Raw genomic sequence first — 22,567 nt, forward strand, 5'->3', positions numbered from 1 at the left:
AAAGTACAGGTAATGGGAAGTCAGTATCGTAACGCCGACCGGCGCGACCGCAACAGCCGCGCCCTCATCATTCATCCCGTGCTCCAGGCCGAGGCGCAGACGCGCTCGCCGGAAGCCTGCCTGGAGGAGGCCGCCGGCCTCGCCCGGGCGATCGACCTGGAGGTGGCGCACGCCCGCACGGTCAAGGTCAACCGGCCGCAGCCGGCCACCCTGCTGGGCGGCGGCACCGTGGCCGAACTGGCGGCGCTGGTCGCCGACGCCGACGAGCAAGGCGAGCCGATCGACCTGGTGGTCGTCGACCACGCGCTGTCGCCCGTGCAGCAGCGCAACCTGGAACGGGAGCTGAAGGCCAAGGTGATCGACCGCACCGGCCTGATCCTGGAGATCTTCGGCGCCCGCGCCCGGACCCGCGAGGGTCAGCTCCAGGTCGAGCTGGCGGCGCTGAGCTACCAGCGTTCGCGGCTGGTCCGGTCCTGGACCCACTTGGAGCGGCAGCGCGGCGGCTTCGGCTTCATCGGCGGTCCCGGTGAAAGCCAGCTGGAGATCGACCGCCGGCTGATCGGCGACCGCATCGTCAAGCTGAAGCGTCAGCTGGAGGAGGTCCGCCGGACCCGCGGGTTGCACCGCAAGGCGCGCGCCCGGGTGCCCTATCCGGTGGTGGCGCTGGTGGGATACACCAACGCCGGCAAGTCCACGCTGTTCAACCGCATGAGCGGGGCCGACGCGTTCGCCAAGGACCTGCTGTTCGCGACGCTCGACCCGGCGATGCGGTCGATCCGACTGCCGTCGGGCAGCAAGGTGATCGTGTCCGACACGGTGGGGTTCATCTCGGACCTCCCGACCTCGCTGGTGGCGGCGTTCCGCGCGACGCTGGAGGAGGTGCAGTCGGCCGACATCATCCTGCATGTCCGCGACGTCGCACACCCCGACACGGAGGCCCAGAAGGCCGACGTGGAGGCGATCCTGAAGGACCTGGACATCGATCCGGAGACCGACCCGCGGGTGGTCGAGGTGCTGAACAAGATCGACCTTCTGGAACCGGCCGAGCGCGACGCCGTGCTGGTCCGGAACGGCGGGGCGGCGGCGGTTCCGGTCTCCGCCGTGACGGGCGAGGGCCTGGATCGGCTGTTCGAGGTGCTCGACGGGCACCGGACGGCGGGCCGCCAAGTGATCGACGTGGACGTGGACCTGGCCGACGGTGCCACGCTGTCCTGGCTCTATGCCCGGGGCGAGGTGCTGGACCGGCGCGACGACGAGGGGCAGGCCCATCTCCGCGTCGCGATGGAGCCCGCCCATCTGGCCCGGTTCGCCGGGATGGCCGGGCAGGCGGCCCGCGCCTGAGGAACTGGTGAAAAAACCTGGCCGGGCAGTCTTGCACCGGTTCCGGCCGGGTTCCACATATCAGTTACTGTCGCAACAACAGAAAGGAGGTGATCTTGTGTCTAATTGTTCAAAGCCGCGGTCGTCGGTCACAGTGACCAAGGTCTTCGCCTCCGGCGGGATCTACGCGTAATACTGCGTCGCATCGTGGTCCTTGACCGGGCCGTGGTTTGACAATTGAAAGGCCGCCCTTCGGGGCGGCCTTTCTGTTTGTCGGCGGACAGTATTCCGGGCGCGCCTGTTCCTCACCGGGTCGGCTTGGTCGTACCGGCCGAGGTTCAGGCTTCGAGCGCCGCCACCCGCTTCCGGAAGGCCGATGCATCGGCTTCGTTCTCGAACCAGATCGACAGGGTGCCGAAATCCATGTAGTACCGGCCGGCGTTCGCGAGGTCGAGCAGGTTGCGGATCCGTTGCAGGAACCACTCGTAGTCATCGCTCCAGTACGCATGATCCAGCAGGAAGCCGAAGCTCACCTCGAATGCCTTGGCGCCCTTTCCGGTATCGGCAAGAGAGTTGTATATCCTGCTGGCGATCAGGCGGTCCCGCTCCCGCCGCATCCATTTCAGATGACACCAGAGAGTGTTGGAACGCCCCCGCTCGGTGCCCGTCTCGCAGAGGTCGCGATCGCCGACCAGCCATTCCAGGGTGCGCTCGCACTCCTCCCCGATGATCATGATGTCGCGTTCCGTAAAGGCCGACCCCGCGTGGACCTCGTCACCGAACAGGTCCATCGAAAGCCGCCCAGCCTGAGGGCATCGGCCGTCCTCCGGGTCCCAGCAATAGATTCCCAGAGCTTTGACCCGCATCGCTCCCAGGGCGGCGGGATGCACCATCCCGCTTCGCCTCCCCAAGGCGACAGGCAAATCAAACGCCGCCATGGCGCTCCTCCTCGGAAAACAGCTCGGTATTATCGTGGCGGTCCAGCCTTCAGGAAGCCGCTTTGCGGATCGCGGATCACGGCACCCTCATCGAGAGCGATCTGGACGGCCTCATAGTCGGCCACCAGCACTTTGCCCCAGTCGTCGGTCGTGACGTACGGGATCGCCTCGTCGCTCGCCCTGACCGGCATCCCCGCGGGACCGACCAGACGTGCGATCCTTCGAGCTGCCTCACTCTTCCCATCTATCTGATCTGCCATGGGGTTCCCCATTGCGAATGGCTGAATGACATTGTGCGCCGCACCTGATCGGGGAGGCGTAACAGGCAGGAAGCGGAAGTGTTGCAGATATGTGAAATTCTTCTGCGCTGGAATTACTGGCTAATTAAAAGTAAAAAATCGGGAAAGCCTATGCGATGCCGTCCCGACTACTTTTCTTGACTCTGTGACGCATACCCTGGCGACTGGTCGAAATGCCGTTGAACGATGCCGTAGCACACGCAGGAGACGGTCTCCAGCGTGCTGGCCTATGTCGCGCGGCAGGCGGTCGAAACCTACGGCCGGCTTCGGCCCCGGGAAATGCTGGACGGGCTCGGCATGGCCGAGATCACGCCCGGGCCGCTGATCATGGTGGTCCAGTTCGCAGGCTTCATGGACGCGTTCCGGGACCCGGGGGCGTTGTCGCCGACGCTGGCGGGCACGCTTGGCGGCCTGCTGACCACCTGGGTCACGTTCGTGTCGTGCTTCCTGTGGATATTCCTGGGCGCGCCGTTCGTCGAGGCGCTGCGGCGGTCGCCGGCATACTCTACTACTCGGTCACGGGGTTCGCCGGCTAAAGCGGGTTCCGATCAGGGTGCCGCCCTTCGCGGCGGCCTTTCTGTTTCGGGGCACTGCAGCAGTTCCGGCCATGCACTGTTGACAGGTCGGATTTTCGTGTCTCGCCTTGTTACGGAAAAACCCCGATGCCGTTGCGGAAGATCACGGTTCACCTTACCGGCGACACATCGGACCAGATGGCGTTGCAGAGTGCATTCCAGATCGCGGCCAGGTTCCGGTGCCGCGTCGATGCGCTCTTTGTCTGGCCCGACGAATTCGAGGAGCCCTATGCCGCCGACGGCCCCGGATTGCTCTCGGACGTTTTCATATCCGCGGGGCAGGACGACGCCGAGCCACGATACCGGCTGACCAGGCGCTATTTCCACGCGGCCTGCGCCGAATCCGGTTTCCGGGAGGCCGAAGCCCACATGCCCGACGGCGATCCGACAGCCCGCCTGCGGAAGGTGGTCGGCCCCCCGGAGTCCGTCGCCATCGAGGCTCGCGCATCCGATCTGGTCGTGTTCGCCCATCACGGCCCGAGCGCCGATGCCGGCGCGGTGGAGGCTCGCAGGGCCGCCATCTCGATCGCCGGGCGGCCGGTGCTGCTCTGCCCGCCGGTCCTGAGGGAAGGCATGGGCGACGTGATCCTGGTCGCCTGGAACAGCACCGAGCACGCGACACGGGCGATCGCCGGAGCCTTGCCGTTCCTGTGCGCCGCGCGGGAGGTCCATGTCCTGACGGTCAGCGCTCATCACCCGGGCTCCGGACCGGATCACGTCCGATGCGGCCTGATGGTCGAGTACCTGAGGCTGCACGGCATCAAGGCCAGGGATGCCGAGGTGGTGCAGGCGGGATCCTCGGTGGCCGCGACCCTCCTCGCGGCGGCCGAACGGGTCCGCGCCGACCTGCTGGTCATGGGATGCTCGGGCAAAGGGCGGTTGAGCGAATTCGTTCTTGGCAACGTGTCGCGCGACGTCATTGCCCAGGCGACGCTGCCCTTGTTGGTCGCCCATTGACCGGAGCGCCCAGCCAACCTGGATCAGGTGCCGGCACGTGACGGGCATACTCCTGACCAAACTTGAGGCCCCGCTGCCGGAACGTCTCGTGGCTGACCACGATGCCGCGGAAGGCCAGCATCTCCTCGACCATCCGAAGGCTCAGGGGAAAGCGAAAGTACAGCCAGACGGTATAGCTGATCAGATCCGGAGGGAAGCGGTGGCCGGCGTAAAAGGACTTGGTCGAGCTCGTCATGCCGACCTCATAACCAACCCGAGCTGCCCAGGCAACCTGACCCGCCGCCAACTTGACGATACCCCTGCGAGGGCTAGGATGCTCGCCTTTCCTCCGCAGCCCCTGGTTCACCCTCCGGAGGCCCTTCAGATCTTCGAAGTAAGGGCAGCGTCAAGCGCCCCCTATATACGCAAACGGAAGCGGCTGCCTGACGCATGATTTCTCAAAATAGTATATCCAAGCTTGGAAAAGTGCGATCATGTCACCGAACGATTGACGGAGTTGTCGATGATGGGAGCCGCGCACCAGAAGGAGTCAATGAAGATGCGAGTAACGACGTATGCGGGCTTTGCCCTTTCGGCTCTCGTGGTTTTCAATACCGATGTCGCTGTGGCGCAGCAGACCATCCGAGGCTGCGAAATAAAGCCTCGCACGGGTTGCGCGGGGGGTGACCTCTCCGGACAAAATCTGTTGAATGCAGACTTGGCCGGTGCCGATCTGTCAAATGCGAACTTGTCCGGAGCCGATCTCCGTGGGGCGGATCTATACCGGGCGGATCTGTCAGGTGCCGATCTTTCGAATGCGAACCTGTCCAATGCGATACTAAATCGCTCTGACTTGTCTGGCGCGAACCTTTCCGGCGCCGATCTTACCGCGTCCCAGATCCGCGCCGCCGATATGAGCCGGGCAAACCTCACCGGCGCCGACCTCAAGCGCGTCGAGTTGACCTACACCAATTTGACGGGGGTTACCTGGGTGGACGGACGCACCTGCGCGGAAGGATCAAGTGGTGACTGCAAGTGACTCGGTGAAATGATCAGGCCTCTATACAATCCTATCAGGCCGCTGGCGCCGCACTCTCCAGCTCCGCAATCCTCCGCCGCAATGACTTCATCTCCTCGAAGTGCGCCGTGCTGTCGCGCATGATGGAGGCCATTCCGATCGCGGTCCCGTGCCCGTCGCGCAGCATCACGATGGTGAACTCGACCGAGATCCGTCGGCCGTCCTCTGTCAGCGCCGGGACCGACAGAAGATCGCCTTCGCCATAACGGCTGTGGCCTGTTTCCATGACATGCCGATAGCCTTGCCAATGCCGGGCCCTGAGCTTCTCAGGAATGATCAGGTCGAGTAACTGACCCACGGCCTCCACGGCATCGAAGCCGAAGATGCGGGTGGCTCCAGGGTTCCAGAACACGATCCTGCCCTCAGCATCCGACACCACGATGGCGTCCGACGAGGTTTGGAGAAGCGCTTCCAGCACAGAAGGGCCGGTCAGCACGGGCGTGTTTCCAGCATTATGTGTCATCGCGCCCAGGCCTCCGCTTCGCTTTCAGCGCATCGTAGCGCCTGCGCCAAATCCCCCAGAAGGTCACCTTCGCTCTCGAGCCCGACCGACAACCTTAACAGTGTGTCCGTGATCCCGGCAGTGCGCCTTGCCTGCGGGTCCATGTTGGCATGGGTCATGGTCGCCGGATGAGCCACAAGGCTTTCGATGCCGCCGAGGGATTCGGCGAGGGTGAAGATACGAACCGCGTTGACGAAACGTCGAACTTCTTCGAGCCCGCCCCTGAGTTCGAAGCTGAGCATGGCGCCGAAACCGCGCTGCTGTGTCCTGGCGGTCTCGTGGCTAGGATGGGACGGTAGTCCAGGATAGTGGACGGCCTTCACCTGCGGCTGCGCGTCAAGGAAGGCGGCGACCGCCCCGGCGTTCCGCTGCTGGGTCTCGACACGGGGGAACAGCGTTCGCATCCCTCTCAGCGTCTGGTAGGCGTCGAACGGGGCCCCCGTCACGCCGGTAACATTTGCCCACGCCGCGAGAGCAGCGGCGTCCCCGGCATTGGCGGCGATCACAGCACCGCCAACGATATCCGAGTGGCCGTTGAGGTATTTTGTGGTGGAATGAATAACGAAGTCGGCGCCGAGCTTGATTGGCTGCTGCAGGGCAGGGGACAGAAAGGTGTTGTCCACGGCGACGGCTGCCCCCGCCGCCTTGGCCCTTCTTGCGACGGCGGCGATATCAACGACACGCATGAGCGGATTGCTGGGTGTTTCCATGAGCACCAGCTTCGGCCGGCCCGTCGTGAGGGCCATGTCGAGAACGGCGGCATCGTTCTGGTCGATGAACACGACTTCGAACTGGCCCTTCGCCGCACGGAGGCTGAGCAGGCGGTGGGTGCCGCCGTAACAGTCATGCGGCGCCACCACGCGCTCGCCCGGCTCAAGGCGGGACAAGATCAGGTCTATGGCGGCCATGCCGCTCGAGACGACGACCGCCCCCGCACCGCCCTCGAGCTTGGCGAGCGTGTCGGCAAGCTGGTCGCGTGTCGGATTGCGGGTACGGGAATAGTCATAAGCTCCAGGCTGCTCAAATCCCTCGAACTTGTAGCTGCTCGCGAGATAAATCGGCGGCGCCACTGCTCCGAAGGCCGCATCCTCGCCGACGCCGTTAGCGGCGGCGATGGTCTGTGGTGACCTGGTGTCCGTCATGTTCCTCGTCCCCTCTCCCTTTTCCCTGTGTGGATCCCGTCCCGCTCACCGGATCAGTCATTGAAGTCCCGCCCGGCCTTGACCTCCTTCACGTAGCCGGCACGGATGACGAAATCGCCGAAATGCTCATTTTCGAGCCGTTCGCGTGCGTAATGGCCGAGCGTGGTGTCGAGTGCGGCGAGAATTGCGTCTTCCCCGACGTTCTCGAGATACATCCGGTTGAGCCTCTGGCCGTGAAAGCCGCCGCCCAGATAAAGGTTGTACTTGCCCGGTGCCCGCCCGGAAAGACCGATCTCGGCGATGTAGGGCCGCGAACAGCCGTTCGGACACCCGCTCATGCGGATGGTGATGGGCTCGTCGATAAGGTGATGGCAGTCGAGAAGCGTCTCTATCCTGGTCAAAAGCGAGGGCAGGTAGCGCTCGCTCTCCGCCATGGCGAGACCACAGGTCGGCAGTGCGACGCAGGCCATCGAATTGAGCCGCAAGGCGCTGCGCCGGTTGAGTCCGGACAATCCATGCTTCTCCAGCAGCCGCTCAACATCGGGCCGCTTCTCATCCGAGATTTGCGCGATCGTCAGGTTCTGGTTCGGCGTCAGCCGGAACGTGCCGTCGTGGATTTCCGCGACGGCTCGAAGGCCGTCCATCAAAGGTCTACCGGGCAGGTTGGCGATGCGTCCATTCTCGATGAAGAGTGTCACATGGTGGCGGCCATCCTCGCCAGTCTCCCAGCCGAGGGCATCGCCGTTCGAGACGAAGTTGTACGAGCGTGCAGCATCCAGCCCAAAGCCCAGCCGCCGCTCGATCTCGCTCTTGATCCAGTCGAGGCCCCTGTCGTCGATCGTGTATTTGAACCGGGCGCGAGACCGGTCCTTGCGATCGCCGTAATCCCGCTGAACCCCCATGACCGCATCGCAGACTGCCAGAATGTCACCTGGCTTCACAAAACCGATGAAATCGGCCAGACGCGGATATGTCGCGGGCGCCTGATCCGTGCGCCCCATGCCACCGCCGATCACAACGTTGAAACCCTTCAAGCCCGTTTCGTCAGCGATAGCGATGAACCCCAGATCCTGAGCGTAAACGTCGATATCGTTGATCGGCGGGATGGCGAAGCCGATCTTGAACTTCCGCGGCATATAGGTGCGCCCATAGAACGGTTCCTCTGGTTCGGAGGACGCCACGCGCTCCTGGCCATACCAGATCTCATGATACGCCCTCATCCGCGGGATGGCATGATCGCTGGCCCGCTTGGCCAAGTCATAAACTTCGGCATGCAGCGCGGACAGATGCGGATTGACGGAACACATCACACCGCGGGCATCGTCGCCGCACGCTGCGATCGTGTCGAGCAATACATCATGGAGCCCCTGGAGCGTTGCTCTCAGATCGTGCTTGAGCAACCAGTGGAACTGGAAGGTTTGCCGCGTCGTCAGCCGCAGCGTCTCCTGGCCATAGGCGCGGGCAAGTTCGTCCATCTTCAGCCATTGTGCCGGTGTGCACACCCCCCCCGGAAGGCGTACGCGGGCCATGAATTGATAGGCGGGTTCGAGCTTCTGGCGCCTGCGCTCGTCACGCAGATCACGGTCATCCTGCTGATAGATGCCGTGAAACTTCATGAGCTTGGTATCGTTAGCCGAGACGGCCCCCGTGAGACGGTCGAGCAGCCCCTGGGAGATCGTGCCGCGAAGATGGTCGCTCGACGCCTTCAGGCTTTCATCCGGGCCGAGACGATCCAGAGGCTGCGACAGGTCGCGGCTGCGGTCGGACGGTGAGAGGGTCACGGTCATGTTGCTATTCTCAATAAACATAGGACTCAATAAACATCGCGCTGATATCGGCCATCTCGCTGAAGACGCTGGAGATAATCTTCCGCCGCGGCGGCACCGATGCCGCCTTCCTCCGCCACGATTGCCGCCAGCGTCAGGTGAACATCGGGAGCCAGCCGTGCCGCGTCGCCGCAAACATAGAGATGCGCACCTTCCTCAAGCCAGGCGAACACGTCGCGGGCATGCTCCTTGAGCCGGTGCTGCACGTAGATCCTGGCCTCGCCATCGGCGTGCCGGTCGCGCGAGAAGGCCACATCCATGCGGGTGAGAATCCCGTCCTTGATGAGTGTCTGCCATTCGGTCTGGTAAAGGAAATCGGTCCGGAAGTTGCGCTCGCCGAGGAAAAGCCAGGATTGTCCGGATGCGCCGCGCGCCTCACGCTCCTGCATGAATGCGCGGTAAGGCGCAACGCCGGTCCCGGCACCGATCATAATGATGGGGACATCGTCAGCGGGCAGCCGGAAATGCGGGTTCTTCTGGATGTAGACCGGCAACAGCCCATCCAGTTCGCCGTGCGTGGCCAGATGACCGGATGCCACGCCTAAGCGCGGTTCGCCGTGAAGATCGTAGCGGACGGTTGAGACGGTAAGGTGCACTTCGTCCGGAGCGACGGCAAGACTTGATGCAATGGAATAGAGCCGTGGTTGAAGCGGCCGCAGGCCGGCGACAAAGGTTTCGGCATCGACTCTATTCACCGGGAACTGTCGGATCACATCGATGATGTGGTGGTTGCGGATAAAAGATGCGCGCTCGCTGGCATGGTCGGCCTGTGTCAGTCGCACCAGCGCGTCCGCATCCGAGATCCTGGCCCAGTGATCCAGAAAGCGCGGGGTCAGGGTGGTAATCTCAAGGCCCGATCGCAGGGTGTCACCCAGCGCAGTTGATCCACCCTTGGTCTTGACCGGCGTCGAAGGTGCCAAGTCGAGAGCGGTCAAAACCGCATCGACTGTGGACGGATCGTTGCTCGGCATGAATCCGAGTGCGTCGCCCGGTTCATAGCTCAGGCCGGAACCTTCGAGCGACAGTTCGACATGCCGCGTCTCCTTAGACGAGCCGCGTCCCGTCAGGACAATGTTCTCGATGATGGTAGCCGGAAACAGGTTGCGCTTGTCGAAGACCGCAACTTGCGCTTGAGCCGATGAGACAGGCTGAGCAGGATTGGTGGAGGCGCCGGTGTGGGATCGTCGATTATCGAGACTTGCCGCAATCTCGGCGATCCAGGCCGCCGCCGGCTCGTCATAGTCCACGTCGCAGTCTAGCCTGGGCTTCAGCCGCTGCGCGCCGAGCTCTTCAAAGCGGCGGTCGAGGCGTTTCCCGGCTTCGCAGAAGTATTCGTAGGTGGAGTCGCCGAGCGCCAGGACCGCGAAGCGGAGATTGGGCAGCTTCGGAGCCTTGTGTCCCTCGATGAACTCGAAAAATCCAGCGGCGGACTGCGGCGGATCGCCCTCGCCATAGGTACTTGCGATAATTACAAGATCCTGCTCGTCCTTGAGCTGCCGGCACTTGTACACGGCCATGTCATGCATCGTGACGCTCAGACCACGTGCCTTTGCCTGATCTGTCAGAGTTGCCGCCAGGGCGGCACTGTTACCGGTTTCGGTTCCATAGAGGATCGTCACTGTCCGGGTGCTGGATGCGGTCGGCGGATCGGAGATGGGGGCTGCCAGTACGGGGCAGCCACCGGGAACCAAATCAGCCCTGGCAGCGTAGTCGAGCCCAGCGAAGAAACCGCTGACCCAGGTGGTCTGCGCTGGATTGAGGGAGGTCGTCAGAGCCATGAGCTGCTGCCACTGGATCTCGTTCAATCCGGAACCGCGGTGTTCTGAGTCGCTCATGTCCTCCAACTCCGTGCGCCGTGTCTTTCAAGCCAAGCCTGTCGGTACACTCTATTTAACATAGCAGTTAGGTTATTTATCTGTTTCCTACTACGATCGTGCCGTACATCCTCGCAGCTAACCAATGAATTTTGATTGAAAATATGAGCAATAATATTCATATGAAAGTGATGGACATCAACCTGGCCCGCACCTTTCTCGAAGTCCTGGCGAGTGGCAGCTTCGGCACCGCAGCAGAGCGTTTGCACCTGACCCAGACGGCCGTAAGTGCTCGGATCCGTGCGCTGGAGGATCAGCTTGGCCGCCGGTTGTTCGTCCGCAATAAGTCGGGGGCGCGTCTGACGCCTGCCGGAGAGCGCTTTGTCCACCACGCCATGACCCTCATTCAGGTGTGGGAGCATGCGCGCTATCAGGTGGCCCTTCCGCCGGGGCGGGAGGATGTCGTCAGTCTTGGCGGTGAACTCACCTTATGGCATCCGCTACTGTCCGACTGGCTTATCTGGATGCATCAGGAATGTCCTGAGTTCGCGCTGCGGGCGGAAGTTGACAGCCCGGCACGCCTGCTCGACAGGGTGCAGGAGGGCTCCCTCGATATCGCTGTTCTTTACAGCCCGCCACAGCGACAGGACCTTGTCGCCGAATTGATTGCCGATGAAAAGCTTATCATGGTGACCAGCGCTCCAGATGGCACGATGACCCCGGGGCAGTACATTTATGTCGATTGGGGGCCGACCTTCGCGGCGAACCATCAGGCTGCTTTCCCTGAACTTGCCAGCCCACCGGTATCGATCTCGCTCGGGCCTCTCGCCCTGGCTTATCTCCTGACGGCCGGCGGCTCGGGTTACTTCAGGATCGGTACCGTCAATCCCTTTCTTGCCGACGGCCGCCTGCGGCGGGTGACCAAAACTCCGGAATTTTCGCACTCGGCCTATGCCGTCTACGCGACCCGTCGCGATGGAACGGTCATCAACCGCGCGCTTGACGGACTGAGAACCGTCGCTTCCGGCCGTGAACTTCCGGGGCCTGCAGGTATCATTGGATCACAGCCGCCAATGATTAGTTAACCGGCGTGAAGTTTTACTTCATGTCCATTGTAGAAGCCCAGTGTCGGTCCGGACGGGACTCGGTTTGATCCGGCTGTTGCCGTCATGAGCTACCGCCCGGATTGGCCTCAGCGGGAGGCGGCCGTAATCATGGGTGTCAATGCATAGATCCCGAATATCGTTGCCCCCAGCAGCGTGAGCATGACCCGGAACAGCATCCGCCAGCCGGATCCGGCGCGCTGAAGGCCGAGGAAGTGCGTGAGGATCTGGTCGGCCTTGAAGTTGGCGGTCATCAGCACGAGACCGATCCCGAGCAAACCAATGCTGCCCTCTCCGCCAGGCCTTCCAGCCAGGAGGGAAACGGCTGTGAGGCCCATCAGAATGGCCCAGGTACGTGTCAGGACAGTCATGGCTCACCTCAGCAGATATACCAGGGGGTAGAGCAGCACCCAGATCAGGTCAACCATGTGCCAGAAGGCGGCACCGGTTTCCATGTTCTCCGGACTGTCACGCCAGGTGACGATGCCCAGGATAATCAGGCCCATGACCACGTGCAGCGCGTGAAAGCCGGTCATCAGGTAGTAGAGCTGGAAGAACATGTCGGTTTCGGGTGTGAACCCCTGGCCGATCTTGTCGGCGTATTCCACGACCTTGATCGCGAGGAACACCCCGCCGAATGCCATGGCGCCCAGCATGGCCGTCCGGTGGCTACGGTTTGGTACGATTGGGCTCGACGCCCTGCGCTGGACGGCGACAGCGACGAGCCAGCCGCTGGTCACGAGGACCATGGTGTTCAACCCACCGAGAAGACCGTCCAGATGGGCCTGCGAGGCATCGAAAGTCACCGGGTCAAGAGCGCGCGCCACCGCGAACCCGACGAACAGGGCGCCGAACACCGCCAACTCACCCAGGATCAGGATCCACATCATGGGATTGCCGGGCAGACTGGACAGCGGCCCCCAGTCGCCGGCTTCGGCCTGCCCGCCCTGGTCGGGGGAAGCGAATTCGCTGGAGGAAGGGAGGCGCTCTCGCGGCCAGGTGTTCGGATCCTCCTCAGGCGACATCGAGCACGCGCCCGTGGGAGTCCATCGACAGAACGGATTGCTGCGCCCGATAGCGAAACGTCACCCTGCTTCTGCCTATGTCCTCCTCCGTTCCTCGCTCGTACATTTGATAGAGAACGCCCTTTCTCAGTTCCTCCATGAAGAATCCAGGTGCCAGGCCCAGGAGCGGTGCGACAGCCTCGGCATCGGAGACGAGATCCCCGGCCGTATCATGCCCGGCTACCTTCCTGCCGATGATCTCTGTCAGACCTGTTTGCAATTTCGCCATGCATTGGCCCTCAATAGAGATTGGTTAAACATGGGTACGGCCCTGCATCCGCCATCCTACTTGATAAATGTAAAATGCTGAGCGAGGCCCGACCCGAAGACGACAGTACGCTCGAATCTATCCGGCCTATTTGATCGTGCTCAAATCTCTGGCGCAGATATCTGCTATCAATCTGCCCGGAAGCTCGCTTAACCAAGCTTTCATCGAAGGACAGGAGCCTGGAAATGTCGAGGGTGCTCGAGGGAAAAGTTGCCGTCATCACCGGTGCCAGCACCGGGATCGGCCGGGCGGTTTCCGAGCGCTACCTGGCCGCAGGCGCGCGCATAGTCGTTTTCGCTCGCGACCGGGAAGGGCTGGAGGCGATCCGTGCCACCGATCCGGATGCTGTTCTCGTCGTTGCCGGCGACGTCACAAAGACAGCCGACTTGCAGAGGTTAGTGGACGATACCGTATTACACTACGGCAACGTCGATATAGTCGTGCCGAACGCCGGCATGGCCAAGGTGGTGTCCTTCGCGGACAGCACCGAGGAGGCGATCCATGAGCAATTCAGCGTCAACTTCGTGGGCGCCGTGCAGACCGCCCGGCTGTTCCTGCCGCACATCAATCAGGGCGGTTCGATCCTGTTCAACACCAGCTTCCTGACCCAGGTCGGCTTTCCCGGGCTTGCCATCTACAGCGCCAGCAAGGCGGCTCTGAAATCGGTTACCCAGACGCTGGCGGCGGAACTGGGGCCGCAGGGTATCCGCGTCAACGCGATCGCGCCCGGGCCGATCGCCACGCCGCTATGGGGCAAGGTTGGACTTCAGCCGGACACGCTGCAGGCCGTTGCGGAACAGATCAACGCCAGGCTGATGCCCGGCCAGTTCGGCAAGCCCGAGGATATCGCCGAGGTGGCCGTTTTCCTCGCTTCCGACGGCGCCCGCAACATCTACGGCCAGGAGATCGTAATCGACGGCGGCTATACGGTCGGCTGATCGGCAGTAGCGGCCGGATCTAGCGGCTTCGCAGCCCTGGAGTCGGTCGTCTCAAACGTCCAGCCTGATCCTCGTCCAGGTTAACATTACGTTAACCAACCTGACGTTAACCAGCCTCTGAAACTTTCAGCTCTCCCGCCTAGCGCCCTCTCGGAGCCTTGGGAGGCGCTCCGTCCTGCCTGAAGAAAGTAACGCCCATGGGTACTCGTATCCGCCAAAAAATCGCACAGCTATCCGGCGCAGAACGGCGAGGGGCAGTCCGCAGAGAGCTATAGCGGAATTTGGGTGACGAGGTGTTCAGGCGGCGCTCTGTGATGTCGGCACGCTGACCTCGATGCCGTCGCGGAATTTGACGCCATGAATGATTTTGGGCAACTGGTTTTCGCCCTGAAGTCGCCGCCAGGTTCTGGATGCTGCCGCGATCAGCTTGAAGACCATGAGCTTGGCGGTGTCCTGCGAGAGCGCGCCCTTGGTGCGGATCGTTCGGTGCCGGACCGTCCTGCGCGCCCGCTGATGCGTGCGGGCGGATGCCTGAAGGCAGGATGGGAAAGAGAACGAAATCCTGGCCGGCCAGGTTTGCACCCGTTCCGGTGAGATTGCGCATAGTAATCGCTGCCACAACACAGAAATGAAATGATCCTTCGTCCAACCTTTCGAAGCCGCGGCCGTCGGTCGCAGTGACGAGGGTCATCGCCTGCGGCGGGATCTGCGCGTGATACGGCGTCGCATCGTGGTCCTTGACCGGATCGTGGTCCTTGACCGGATCGTGGTTTGACAATTGAAAGGCCGCCCTTCGGGGCGGCCTTTCTGTTTCTGGGCACCGTAGATCATCATGCGTACGTAATGCGGTTCGGATCGGATGATTCCGGCGGACCGGCATCCTTCCTGTCATCCGCCACGCAGTTCCGGAGGTCGGCTATCCGCACGAAACACAGTCAGGTCGGCGTAGGCCAGAGCAAGGTCGCATTGGAAGTCCTTCAACAGCTTCCTGGCTCGTGCCGCTGCCATCTCATTGCCCCTCCGCTCCAACACCTTGATGGTCTCGGACAGGCGGGCGATCTGCTCCTCGCCTTCGCGGACACTACGCTCGGCCATGGCGAGCCGAACTCTTTCATACTGGTTCATGATCCTTTCTCCCGGCAGCTGGTCCATCCCGAGATCGCTGGACAAGCCGCAACAGTACAGACGGCGGTCAAGACGTGATCGTCTTGATATATATCCTCGGAACAGTTGCGTGGGCGACCAGATCGCCGCTTGCCTGGAACCCTCCCGCCAGACCGTTCGTCCGGCGAAGCTCCCATGCGGCCGTCGTCTCGTCACGCACCCTGAATTCAGGCAAGCTGGCTTTCCCGGACGACCCGTTCATGGTTATCGTCAAGGCTCCGGACCCGGTAGAGGTTCTCCGAACCGTCCGGCGGCAGGTGGCGCACGATTTCGTAGCGGCCTGACGAAACTTCGGGGTTCGACCTGCCCGGCGTGAAATGCACCACCTGTTCGACCGGGTATTTATGATCCTTGACTGCGGACAGGGGCTCGGCCGGCATCTGAGCGCGCCGGATTGCCCGACGATCCTCTCCTCGGCCGGCGGGAGGCATCGCAGGTCCCGGTGCTCGGGCCGAACCCCGTCCGACCAGGGACGCGATCACCAAAGTATCTGTTTGCGTCGCCGGTCCCTTCCTCGCCGCGCGGCGACCTCGTCCGTGTTGAGCTGTCATGGCAGTTCTCCAGAGTGTTGGGAATCCATCCGGATGGTTCGGCATGCATCGGATCAGGAGGGCTGCGCTACGCCGAAGCTTCCGAACGGCGAAGCAAGCGCCCAAGTCACCGGGAAGATCCGCTGTGGACCAGAACGGCGCTTTGCACCCGCAGCAGCCTCGATTGCGCTTGCACCGTATGGGCCTGTTCGATCACCGCCGCGCTCTCGACCCTCAAGGCGGCGCCACGAGCGATCAGAAGACGAAGCGTCCCCTCGGCGTCGTTCGGCGTTGCAAGATCGCCCGTGATGGCACGTGCGCCGTCGGGGAGGTCCCCTTCCCCTGGCGTGGAATTCCTGATGGTCAGGGGCACGATGATGTCGTCGACCTGAGATCGAGAGACACGCCCGGTCACTTCGTTCAGCAACTGAAGGCCATGACGCAACCCGCGGGTTTCCAAAAGCAAAACTTCGTTCATCCTGTTCCACCTAGTGGCTCGGCACAGTGGTTTTGATGAGTTCAGGCGGCTTGCTTGAGGGAGGGCTCCGGATCGGGATAGGCATGGCCCATCTTCTCACGCGCCCGCTCGGTGGTGAACATCCAGGTAATGCGGGCGCCCTCGGCGTTGCGCCGGCGCTGCCAGGCTGCCACCTCGGCCTCGAGGCGCTCGCGCTCGGCGATGCGGCGGTCCAGGCACTGGGAGCGCAGCACGCCGATCTCGATCTCGACCATGTTCAGCCAACTCGCGTGCTTGGGCACGAAGTGGAAGTCCAGCCGGCGCAGCACCCGGCGCGCCTCGCACGCCGGGAACGCCTCGTAGAGCGCCCCGGCCGAATGGGTTGACAAATTGTCCAGCACCACGCGGATCCGCTCGGCCTCGGGGTAGTGGACGTCGACCAGGTCGCGCATGCACGCGGCGAAGTCGCGCCCCGTGCGCCGGTCGGTGACCTTGACCGCGCGCCAGGGGCGGTGCGCGTCGAGGAACACGAACAGGTTGGCGGTGCCGTTGCGCCGGTACTCATAATCGAACCGCTCCGGCTGCCCCGGCGCGGCCGGGACCGGCTCGCGCGCCTCGCCGATCAGCTGGGTCGGGCTCTCGTCGAAGCACACCACCGGGCGCGCCGGGTCGGGCGCCTCGGCGTAGAGGTCGAGCACGTCCTCCATGCGCGCGACGTACTCGGCGTCGACGCGCGGGATGCACCACATGTCCCGGCGCCACGGCTTCAGGTCGTTCTCGGCCAGCCGCCGCCGGACCGTCTCGCCGGACACGGCGTCGTGCCCGGTCAACGCGACCAGCGCTCCCGCCAGCAGGTCGAGCGTCCAGCGCGCCCGGCCCTCGGGCGGCTCGGAACAGGCGGTCGCCACCAGCAGGGCCTCCTCCTTGCCCGACAGCTTGCGCGGCGCCCCCGGCCGCGGCCGTTCGCCCAGCGCGGCGTCCAGGTTGCCCGCGACGAAGCGGCGCCGGGTCCGGTGCACCGTGGCCGTGCCGACCGCCAGGGTGGCGGCGATCGCCTCGTCGCCGTGGCCCGCGTCGGCCGCCAGCAGGATCTGCGCCCGCTTGACCTTGCGCACGGCTTGCCGACCCCCGCTGACCAGGGCCTGCAGCTCGGTCCGCTCGGCTTCGCTCAGATCCACGCGGTAGCGTACAGTCATCGGGCCTCCTCGACGCTCAAAGCCCCGACAACCCGATGGCCGCCGCGATGTCACAGCCCCACCCGGAACCGAATTTCACGCCCAAGCAAGGGCAGTATTTGGCGTTCATCCACGCCTACACCTGCATCAATGCCCGACCGCCCGCCGAGGCCGACCTGCAGCGCTTCTTCGGCGTCACCCCGCCCACCATCCACCAGATGGTCCTCGCCCTCGAACGCACCGGCCTCATCCAGCGCACCCCCGGTGCCGCCCGCAGCATCAGGCTGCTCGTGCCACCGGAGAGCCTGCCGGTCCTTCAAAGGCCCGAAGCCAGCTCATCATAATCACTGTGCCGAGCCACTAGTCGCACGTCGGATCAGGCTTGCCGGACTGGCAGCATCGACGCTCTTATTGAGGCATGAACAAAAGCAGGGTGCTGTACGAAACCGCACTTTCGATGGATCTCGACGTCAATAAATCTTCTAGGTTTGAACGGATTGTTCCTGTATTTCAACTTATTGCGAACAACCTGCCTGCTTGGATCGACAGCCTGTCATCTCGGGGGCGGTCTCCTCGTCACTCCCGCCACTCACCGGATTCCGGGGTGATCATCCCGCCCCATTCGACCGCGTGCCGGACCTTGGGCGGACTGCTTTTTGATCGATTTATCGTAGGTCGGCCCCGGCCGAAGCCCGACCTACGGCACTGCCGGTCAGGTCGCGGGAAAGCCTTTGTTTCCTAGCCTCATCTTGCGGGAACCGTCAGCACGTACCAATTGAAGATGATTACCCACCACGATACTGGCTGTGGGCGACCGAGAGATGTGTGTGCTCCCGCTGAACCGAAGGGGGCACACGTGTCTCAGATCAAGCAATCCGCTGTTCGCAACCGGCTCCTGGCCGCCCTCCCGCCCGCCGACTTCGAGCATCTGGCAAATTTCCTGACACCTGTCTCCTTGCCTCTGAAGCAGGTTCTCCTTGAAGCGGACGAGCCGATCGAGGCCGCCTACTTCGTCGAGACGGGCATGGTGTCGAACCTGGCCTATCTGGTGAACGGCGACGCCATCGAGGTCGGACTCACCGGCTCCGAGGGCGTGGTCGGGACGCCGCTCATCCTGGGCGTCGATACCGCGCCTGCCGGCGCGGTGGTCCAGATGGAAGGCACGGCCCTGCGCCTCGGCGCGGCGGCCCTGCGGCAGGCGCTCGACGGGAGCGAGGCGTTGCGCACCCGGCTGCTGCGCTACGTGCAGGCGCTCTACACCCAGATGTCGCAGACGGCCGTGTGCAACGGCAGCCATTCACTCGAAGAGCGTCTGGCCCGCTGGCTGCTGATGGCGCATGACCGCGCCGAGGGTGATCAGTTCCCGATGACGCACGAGTTCATGGCGATGATGCTGGGCGTGCGCCGGGCCGGCGTGACCGTCACCGCCGGCACCCTGAAGCAGGCCGGCCTGATCAGCTATACGAACGGCAGCATGACCATCCTTGACCGTCCGAACCTGGAGAGCGCCTCTTGCGAGTGCTACGGCATCGTCCAGCGGCATCTCAAGCAATTGCTCGGGTAGTGGTCTGCGCATTGGTGTAGGAGAGTCGGATTTTTCCATCTCTGGTACGGCAGCGTACAATCAGAAGCAGTTCCTTGTGCTTTCCTTCGCCGGGACAAACTGATCTCAGGAACTTTCCTCCCTGATCTGATGGCCATCCGAGCTCCTGCGGGTGGCCATTTTTTTGGTTGCAAGACTTATGGCACAGGACGGCATCTCTCTGCTTGATCATCTTGACGGCCTGATCTATCTGGCCGATCAGGCATGGCGGCTTCCACCGGGCGGAAGCATATTCCTCATACGCACCTTCCGGGGCCTTGGCGAGGCGTATCGGAATGCCGCCCTGGCGCAGCGGGAGGAGCGGTCCGCACGGTGACGTGGCCCGTATGACCACGTCCAGACATGATTGCTCTCCTCGGTGACAGTCCTGCCGCTGCAGGCGGGTTTGGCGTATGATCGTGCGTGTTCCATGGCGTCACTCCTAATCAACGCTCCGGCGGTCCACGGATGACAGATGCGGTGCACGAGTTCGCGGTATTCCAGGAGGTCGGCGGGAAGATCCTGCCGGCCTACGGGCCTCCCGTGCGGCTCGACCTGCGGGAGGTCTTCAGCTTCGGCAGTTGCGAAGGCGTGTTCGGCGGGCGGGCAAGCTGCACGCGGGTCATCATGAACGACGGGAGCGTGTATGCGCTCGACGTTCCGGAGGAGGCGTTCAGGGCCATGATGGACCAGATCCCCTATCTGTCCTGACCCTCGCCGCCGAAACGGGTGACGCGGTCAGGGGTGCACTCGTTCGTCCCCTTGCCGATTTCTTCGATGTTGGGTTTACGGCCGGGCAGGCACGGGGCCGGCCGAGTTCCGACGACTCCTCCAAGCAACGGTTTGTTCGCCGGCGTCGGGGGCGAAGGGGCCTTCTTCAGGGACAGGGGATCCCAGCCCGGCGGGGGGACCACCGAGCACGACGTGGTCATCAGGGTGACGCAGAACAGGATCGAGAAAAGCCTATACAAGATGCTTCATCCTAAAGAATCATGTGATCGAAGCCCTGCGGGCGTGGCGGGAGGCGCACCCTCACGAGGAAGATCGATCTGGGTGGTTCCCCTTCGCCCATGTCCGCCTTCGATCTCTTGTTCCATACTCCTTTTCCTGAATCTCATGTTCGCCAGTGTACAGACTTCCCGGCCCGATTGGCTTTGGATGGCAGCCGTCGACAGGGAAGGGCTTATGGTGGATAGCGGTTCGGAAGTTCGGAAGGCACGGCTCGCGGCACTGATGAAGCGTGCCGAAATCGAGTTCGATCGTTCCCGCCGCCTGGTCGAGGCATCAAGGATGCTCCGAGCCGAGGCGCAGAGACAATCCGTCGGGACCTGTCTGGGAAACAGTGCCGAAAGTCCCGACGCGGCCGTCTCGACTGTCGAGCAGACCGGCGCATAGGGGCCGCCCGACGGCCGCCCCGTCCCATTCCGGCACAAGCCGTGGTGTTGCCACCGGTCGACGGGGCGGCGACGGGACGGGTCACCAGCGGTATCGAAGCCCGGCGGTCACCGACCTCTCGTAGCCATAGGCGCACCATTCGCCGAAGTAGCAGGACGCGACATACTCCTTGTTGAACAGGTTCTTGGCGTTGAGCGAGACCTCCGCCCCTTCCAGCTTGGGGGAGAGCGAACCCAGGTCGTAGGTGACCGCCGCATCCACCAGCGTGAAGGACGGCACCTTGAAGGTGTTGGCCGCATTCACGGTGCTGCCGGTGTAGCGGACGCCGCCGCCGAGGCTTAGGCCTTCGAGGGCCGAGCCTTCCGGCACCCGGTACATGGCCCAGCCCGATGCCTGATGGCGCGGCACGGCGGCAAGCCGGAAACCTTCCCGCCCGTCGTTGTCCTCGGTGTACTCGGTATCGAGGAAGGTATAGGCGCCGATCACGTCCAACCGGTCGGTGACCGCCATCTTCGCCTCGAGCTCGATGCCGCGCGACCGCGCCTCGCCGCTCTGGACGGAGAATCCGGGATGGGCCGGGTCGCTGGTCAGCAGGTTGCTGCGGGTGATCTCGAAGGCCGCCGCCGTGAACAGGCTGTTCGTTCCCGGCGGCTGGTACTTGACGCCGACCTCGTACTGGGTCCCTTCCTCCGGATCGAAGAGGTTGCCGGCGAAATCGGTCCCGCTCTGCGGATTGAAGGACTCCGCGTAGCTGACGTAAGGCGCGATGCCGTTCTCGAAGAGGTAGGTCAGGCCGGCGCGGCCTGTCAGCGCCTGGTCGGACTGGCTGGCCTTCCCGAATTCGGTGGTCCGTTCGGTCTCCGCCCAGTCGTGGCGGCCGGCGAGCGTCAGCACGAAACCGCCGAACCGGATCTGGTCCTGGAGATAGACCCCGTACTGGTTCCCCTTCAGGTCGGTGCGGCTGGTTTCCGGCCGGACGATCGGCTGGCCGTAGACCGGCGCGAAGACGTCGATCGACGGCGCCACGCCGAAGCCGGGAGCGTAGGTGCCGTCCAACCGCTGATAGTCGAAGCCGGCCAGCACCGTGTGCTGCACCCGCCCGGTGGCGAGGCGCCCTTGGACTTGGTTGTCGAAGGTGTAGGAGTCCATCTCCTCGCGCGAGGTCGCGACGCCCCGGTTGAGGGTGCGGAAGTCCGGCTGGAGGCCGTTGGCGTAGACGCTGTCGTAATCGGCCTCGGTGCGCAGCCAGCGGCCGTTCAGGCGCACGCTCCAGGTGTCGTTGAACCGCTTGTCGAAATCATAGGCGACCGATTTCTGGGTGCGGTCGAACTTTTCGAAATCCGGCTCGCCGTCGTAGAAATCGACCGGGATCCTGCCGAACGGGTTCGGCAGAACCGTTCCCTCCGGCGGCACTCCGCCATAGGAGTTGGATCTGGGATCGCGCTGGTAGAAGCCGAACAGCGTCAGGCTGGTGTCGGCGTCAGGGCGCCAGGTGAAGGAGGGGGCCAGGGCGACGCGCTCGTTCTCGGTCGTGCGGAACTGGCCGTCCTCGCTGAGCCCGACGGCGCTGAAACGGTAGAGGAACCTGCCCTCCGCGTCGATCGGGCCGGAGAAGTCGGCGGTGCCGCGCAGGTGGTCGTTGGTGCCGAGTTCGAACCCCAGTTCGTTCAGGGGCGTCGCGGTCGGCCGCTTGCTGACCTGGTTGAGGAGGCCGCCGGCCGGAGACTGGCCGTAGAGCACCGACGTCGGTCCCTTCAGCACCTCCACCCGCTCCAGCAGGAAGGGATCGATCTGCGGCGCCGCGTAGTACAGCGACGGGAGCTTGAGCCCGTTCCAGTAGGTGTCGGCGTCGAAGCCGCGGATCGTGAGCTGGTCGTAGCGGGTCGATACCGCGCCGCGGGTTTCGGGCGTGACGCCGGCGGTATAGCGGACGATCTGGTTCAGGCTCTGGGCGTTCTGGTCCCGGATCTGGTCGGCGGGAATCACCGAGATGGACTGCGGCACTTCGATCAGCGGCGTATCGGTCTTCGTGCCCGTCGCCTGCCGGTTGGCGACATAGCCCGTGACCGGCGTCAGCGCGGTCTCCCCCTGGCCGGTCACGGTCAGGGCCGGCAGTTCGACCGGGGCATCGGCCGCATCCGAACCGCCGTCCTGGGCGCCCGCCACGGCCGGCACCATGAATCCCGTCAGCACCAGGGCGCCCAGCGCCGCTGCCCTCGGCCGCCGGTCCCCAACTCCTCGTCTGCGCACTCTCTGCTCCCGCTTCATAAGAATGCGACTTATTCTCATAATGTCGGAGTTGATTGCAAACGATTATTATTATCAGGATGGGCAGTCCGGAAGGATGGGGGCACGGCGCAGAAGCCGCGCCGGCGATCGCCGGGTGCCCTGGGAGGAAGGCGCGAAACGATGAAAAAACCCTGCCAAGCGGACTTGCACCCGTTCCGGCCGGGTTCTACAT

Annotated in this window: 22 protein-coding genes and 3 pseudogenes; 9 read left to right on the top strand and 16 right to left on the bottom strand. The window is 63.5% G+C overall.

Annotation, left to right across the window (positions count from 1 at the left end):
* Positions 1–12: 12 nt before the first annotated feature.
* On the top strand, positions 13–1,341 hold the full coding sequence (hflX, locus tag JL101_RS34465) for a GTPase HflX (protein ID WP_203100847.1): 1,329 nt from the start codon (positions 13–15) through the stop codon (positions 1,339–1,341).
* A 317-nt stretch (positions 1,342–1,658) separates the two neighbouring features.
* Here hflX and JL101_RS34470 read toward each other — a convergent pair whose 3' ends face one another.
* Complete coding sequence (locus JL101_RS34470) at positions 1,659–2,111, bottom strand: hypothetical protein (protein WP_203100845.1); 453 nt, start codon at positions 2,109–2,111, stop codon at positions 1,659–1,661.
* A gap of 176 nt (positions 2,112–2,287) precedes the next feature.
* Positions 2,288–2,518, bottom strand: coding sequence for a hypothetical protein (locus JL101_RS34475; RefSeq protein ID WP_203100843.1), 231 nt, complete (start codon positions 2,516–2,518; stop codon positions 2,288–2,290).
* Positions 2,519–2,773: 255 nt separating this feature from the next.
* On the opposite strand from JL101_RS34475, the pseudogene JL101_RS34480 reads away from it, so the two are divergent.
* Positions 2,774–3,053, top strand: a pseudogene (locus JL101_RS34480) (chromate transporter); the annotation flags it as partial.
* Positions 3,054–3,219: 166 nt separating this feature from the next.
* Positions 3,220–4,089, top strand: a complete 870-nt coding sequence (locus JL101_RS34485; RefSeq protein ID WP_203100841.1) for a universal stress protein — start codon at positions 3,220–3,222, stop codon at positions 4,087–4,089.
* Positions 4,090–4,123: 34 nt separating this feature from the next.
* On the opposite strand, the pseudogene JL101_RS34490 reads toward JL101_RS34485, so the two are convergent.
* Positions 4,124–4,324: pseudogene (locus tag JL101_RS34490) on the bottom strand (IS6 family transposase); the annotation flags it as partial.
* A 267-nt stretch (positions 4,325–4,591) separates the two neighbouring features.
* Between JL101_RS34490 and JL101_RS34495 the strand changes: the two are divergent.
* Complete coding sequence (locus JL101_RS34495; protein WP_203100839.1) at positions 4,592–5,107, top strand: pentapeptide repeat-containing protein; 516 nt, start codon at positions 4,592–4,594, stop codon at positions 5,105–5,107.
* A 34-nt stretch (positions 5,108–5,141) separates the two neighbouring features.
* On the opposite strand, the gene JL101_RS34500 is transcribed toward JL101_RS34495, so the two are convergent.
* From JL101_RS34500 to JL101_RS34515, 4 genes are read right to left on the bottom strand one after another with little or no spacing between them, the layout of a single operon-like run.
* Entirely contained in the window at positions 5,142–5,609 is a 468-nt protein-coding gene (locus JL101_RS34500) for a PAS domain-containing protein (RefSeq protein WP_203100836.1), read from the bottom strand.
* On the bottom strand, positions 5,606–6,790 hold the full coding sequence (metB, locus tag JL101_RS34505; protein WP_203100834.1) for a cystathionine gamma-synthase: 1,185 nt from the start codon (positions 6,788–6,790) through the stop codon (positions 5,606–5,608). The genes JL101_RS34500 and metB overlap by 4 nt, the downstream gene beginning before the upstream one ends.
* A 53-nt stretch (positions 6,791–6,843) precedes the next feature.
* Positions 6,844–8,577 (bottom strand): NADPH-dependent assimilatory sulfite reductase hemoprotein subunit, encoded by a 1,734-nt coding sequence (locus JL101_RS34510; protein WP_203100832.1) that lies wholly within the window; start codon positions 8,575–8,577, stop codon positions 6,844–6,846.
* Between the two features lie 26 nt (positions 8,578–8,603).
* Positions 8,604–10,451, bottom strand: coding sequence for an assimilatory sulfite reductase (NADPH) flavoprotein subunit (locus JL101_RS34515; RefSeq protein WP_203100830.1), 1,848 nt, complete (start codon positions 10,449–10,451; stop codon positions 8,604–8,606).
* A gap of 170 nt (positions 10,452–10,621) precedes the next feature.
* Between JL101_RS34515 and JL101_RS34520 the strand changes: the two genes are divergently transcribed.
* Positions 10,622–11,515 carry a LysR family transcriptional regulator gene (locus JL101_RS34520; protein ID WP_228435679.1) on the top strand — a complete coding sequence of 298 codons (894 nt, stop codon included), beginning with the start codon at positions 10,622–10,624 and terminating at the stop codon, positions 11,513–11,515.
* A 107-nt stretch (positions 11,516–11,622) separates the two neighbouring features.
* Here JL101_RS34520 and JL101_RS34525 read toward each other — a convergent pair whose 3' ends face one another.
* The 3 genes from JL101_RS34525 to JL101_RS34535 form a co-directional block, all read right to left on the bottom strand.
* Entirely contained in the window at positions 11,623–11,904 is a 282-nt protein-coding gene (locus tag JL101_RS34525) for a cytochrome C oxidase subunit IV family protein (protein ID WP_203100828.1), read from the bottom strand.
* Between the two features lie 3 nt (positions 11,905–11,907).
* Positions 11,908–12,423 (bottom strand): cytochrome c oxidase subunit 3, encoded by a 516-nt coding sequence (locus JL101_RS34530; RefSeq protein ID WP_228435680.1) that lies wholly within the window; start codon positions 12,421–12,423, stop codon positions 11,908–11,910.
* Positions 12,424–12,547: 124 nt separating this feature from the next.
* On the bottom strand, positions 12,548–12,826 hold the full coding sequence (locus JL101_RS34535) for a DUF6522 family protein (protein WP_203100827.1): 279 nt from the start codon (positions 12,824–12,826) through the stop codon (positions 12,548–12,550).
* Between the two features lie 224 nt (positions 12,827–13,050).
* Between JL101_RS34535 and JL101_RS34540 the strand changes: the two genes are divergently transcribed.
* Positions 13,051–13,803, top strand: a complete 753-nt coding sequence (locus JL101_RS34540) for an SDR family NAD(P)-dependent oxidoreductase (RefSeq protein WP_203100826.1) — start codon at positions 13,051–13,053, stop codon at positions 13,801–13,803.
* 297 nt (positions 13,804–14,100) lie between these two features.
* Here JL101_RS34540 and JL101_RS34545 read toward each other — a convergent pair.
* The 5 genes and pseudogenes from JL101_RS34545 to JL101_RS34565 all read right to left on the bottom strand — a co-directional run.
* Positions 14,101–14,301: pseudogene (locus JL101_RS34545) on the bottom strand (IS256 family transposase); the annotation flags it as partial.
* 390 nt (positions 14,302–14,691) lie between these two features.
* Positions 14,692–14,928 carry a hypothetical protein gene (locus JL101_RS34550; protein WP_203100825.1) on the bottom strand — a complete coding sequence of 79 codons (237 nt, stop codon included), beginning with the start codon at positions 14,926–14,928 and terminating at the stop codon, positions 14,692–14,694.
* Positions 14,929–15,134: 206 nt separating this feature from the next.
* Entirely contained in the window at positions 15,135–15,347 is a 213-nt protein-coding gene (locus JL101_RS34555) for a hypothetical protein (protein WP_203100824.1), read from the bottom strand.
* 277 nt (positions 15,348–15,624) lie between these two features.
* Entirely contained in the window at positions 15,625–15,975 is a 351-nt protein-coding gene (locus tag JL101_RS34560; RefSeq protein WP_203100823.1) for a hypothetical protein, read from the bottom strand.
* Between the two features lie 41 nt (positions 15,976–16,016).
* Positions 16,017–17,150 (bottom strand): IS630 family transposase, encoded by a 1,134-nt coding sequence (locus tag JL101_RS34565; protein WP_203104623.1) that lies wholly within the window; start codon positions 17,148–17,150, stop codon positions 16,017–16,019.
* Positions 17,151–17,185: 35 nt separating this feature from the next.
* Between JL101_RS34565 and JL101_RS34570 the strand changes: the two genes are divergently transcribed.
* The 3 genes from JL101_RS34570 to JL101_RS34580 all read left to right on the top strand — a co-directional run bounded on the left by JL101_RS34570 (position 17,186) and on the right by JL101_RS34580 (position 19,422).
* Positions 17,186–17,473 (top strand): LexA family protein, encoded by a 288-nt coding sequence (locus JL101_RS34570; RefSeq protein ID WP_203104621.1) that lies wholly within the window; start codon positions 17,186–17,188, stop codon positions 17,471–17,473.
* Positions 17,474–17,985: 512 nt separating this feature from the next.
* On the top strand, positions 17,986–18,693 hold the full coding sequence (locus tag JL101_RS34575; RefSeq protein WP_203103557.1) for a Crp/Fnr family transcriptional regulator: 708 nt from the start codon (positions 17,986–17,988) through the stop codon (positions 18,691–18,693).
* A gap of 486 nt (positions 18,694–19,179) precedes the next feature.
* The gene (locus JL101_RS34580) at positions 19,180–19,422 is read left to right on the top strand and encodes a hypothetical protein (protein ID WP_203103553.1); all 243 of its coding nucleotides are present in this window, start codon (positions 19,180–19,182) and stop codon (positions 19,420–19,422) included.
* A 765-nt stretch (positions 19,423–20,187) separates the two neighbouring features.
* Here JL101_RS34580 and JL101_RS34585 read toward each other — a convergent pair.
* A complete protein-coding gene (locus JL101_RS34585; protein ID WP_228435641.1) occupies positions 20,188–22,356 on the bottom strand; it encodes a TonB-dependent siderophore receptor in 2,169 nt (722 codons plus the stop codon).
* Positions 22,357–22,567 lie beyond the last annotated feature (211 nt).

Source organism: Skermanella rosea (assembly GCF_016806835.2).
Classification (GTDB): Bacteria; Pseudomonadota; Alphaproteobacteria; order Azospirillales; family Azospirillaceae; genus Skermanella; species Skermanella rosea.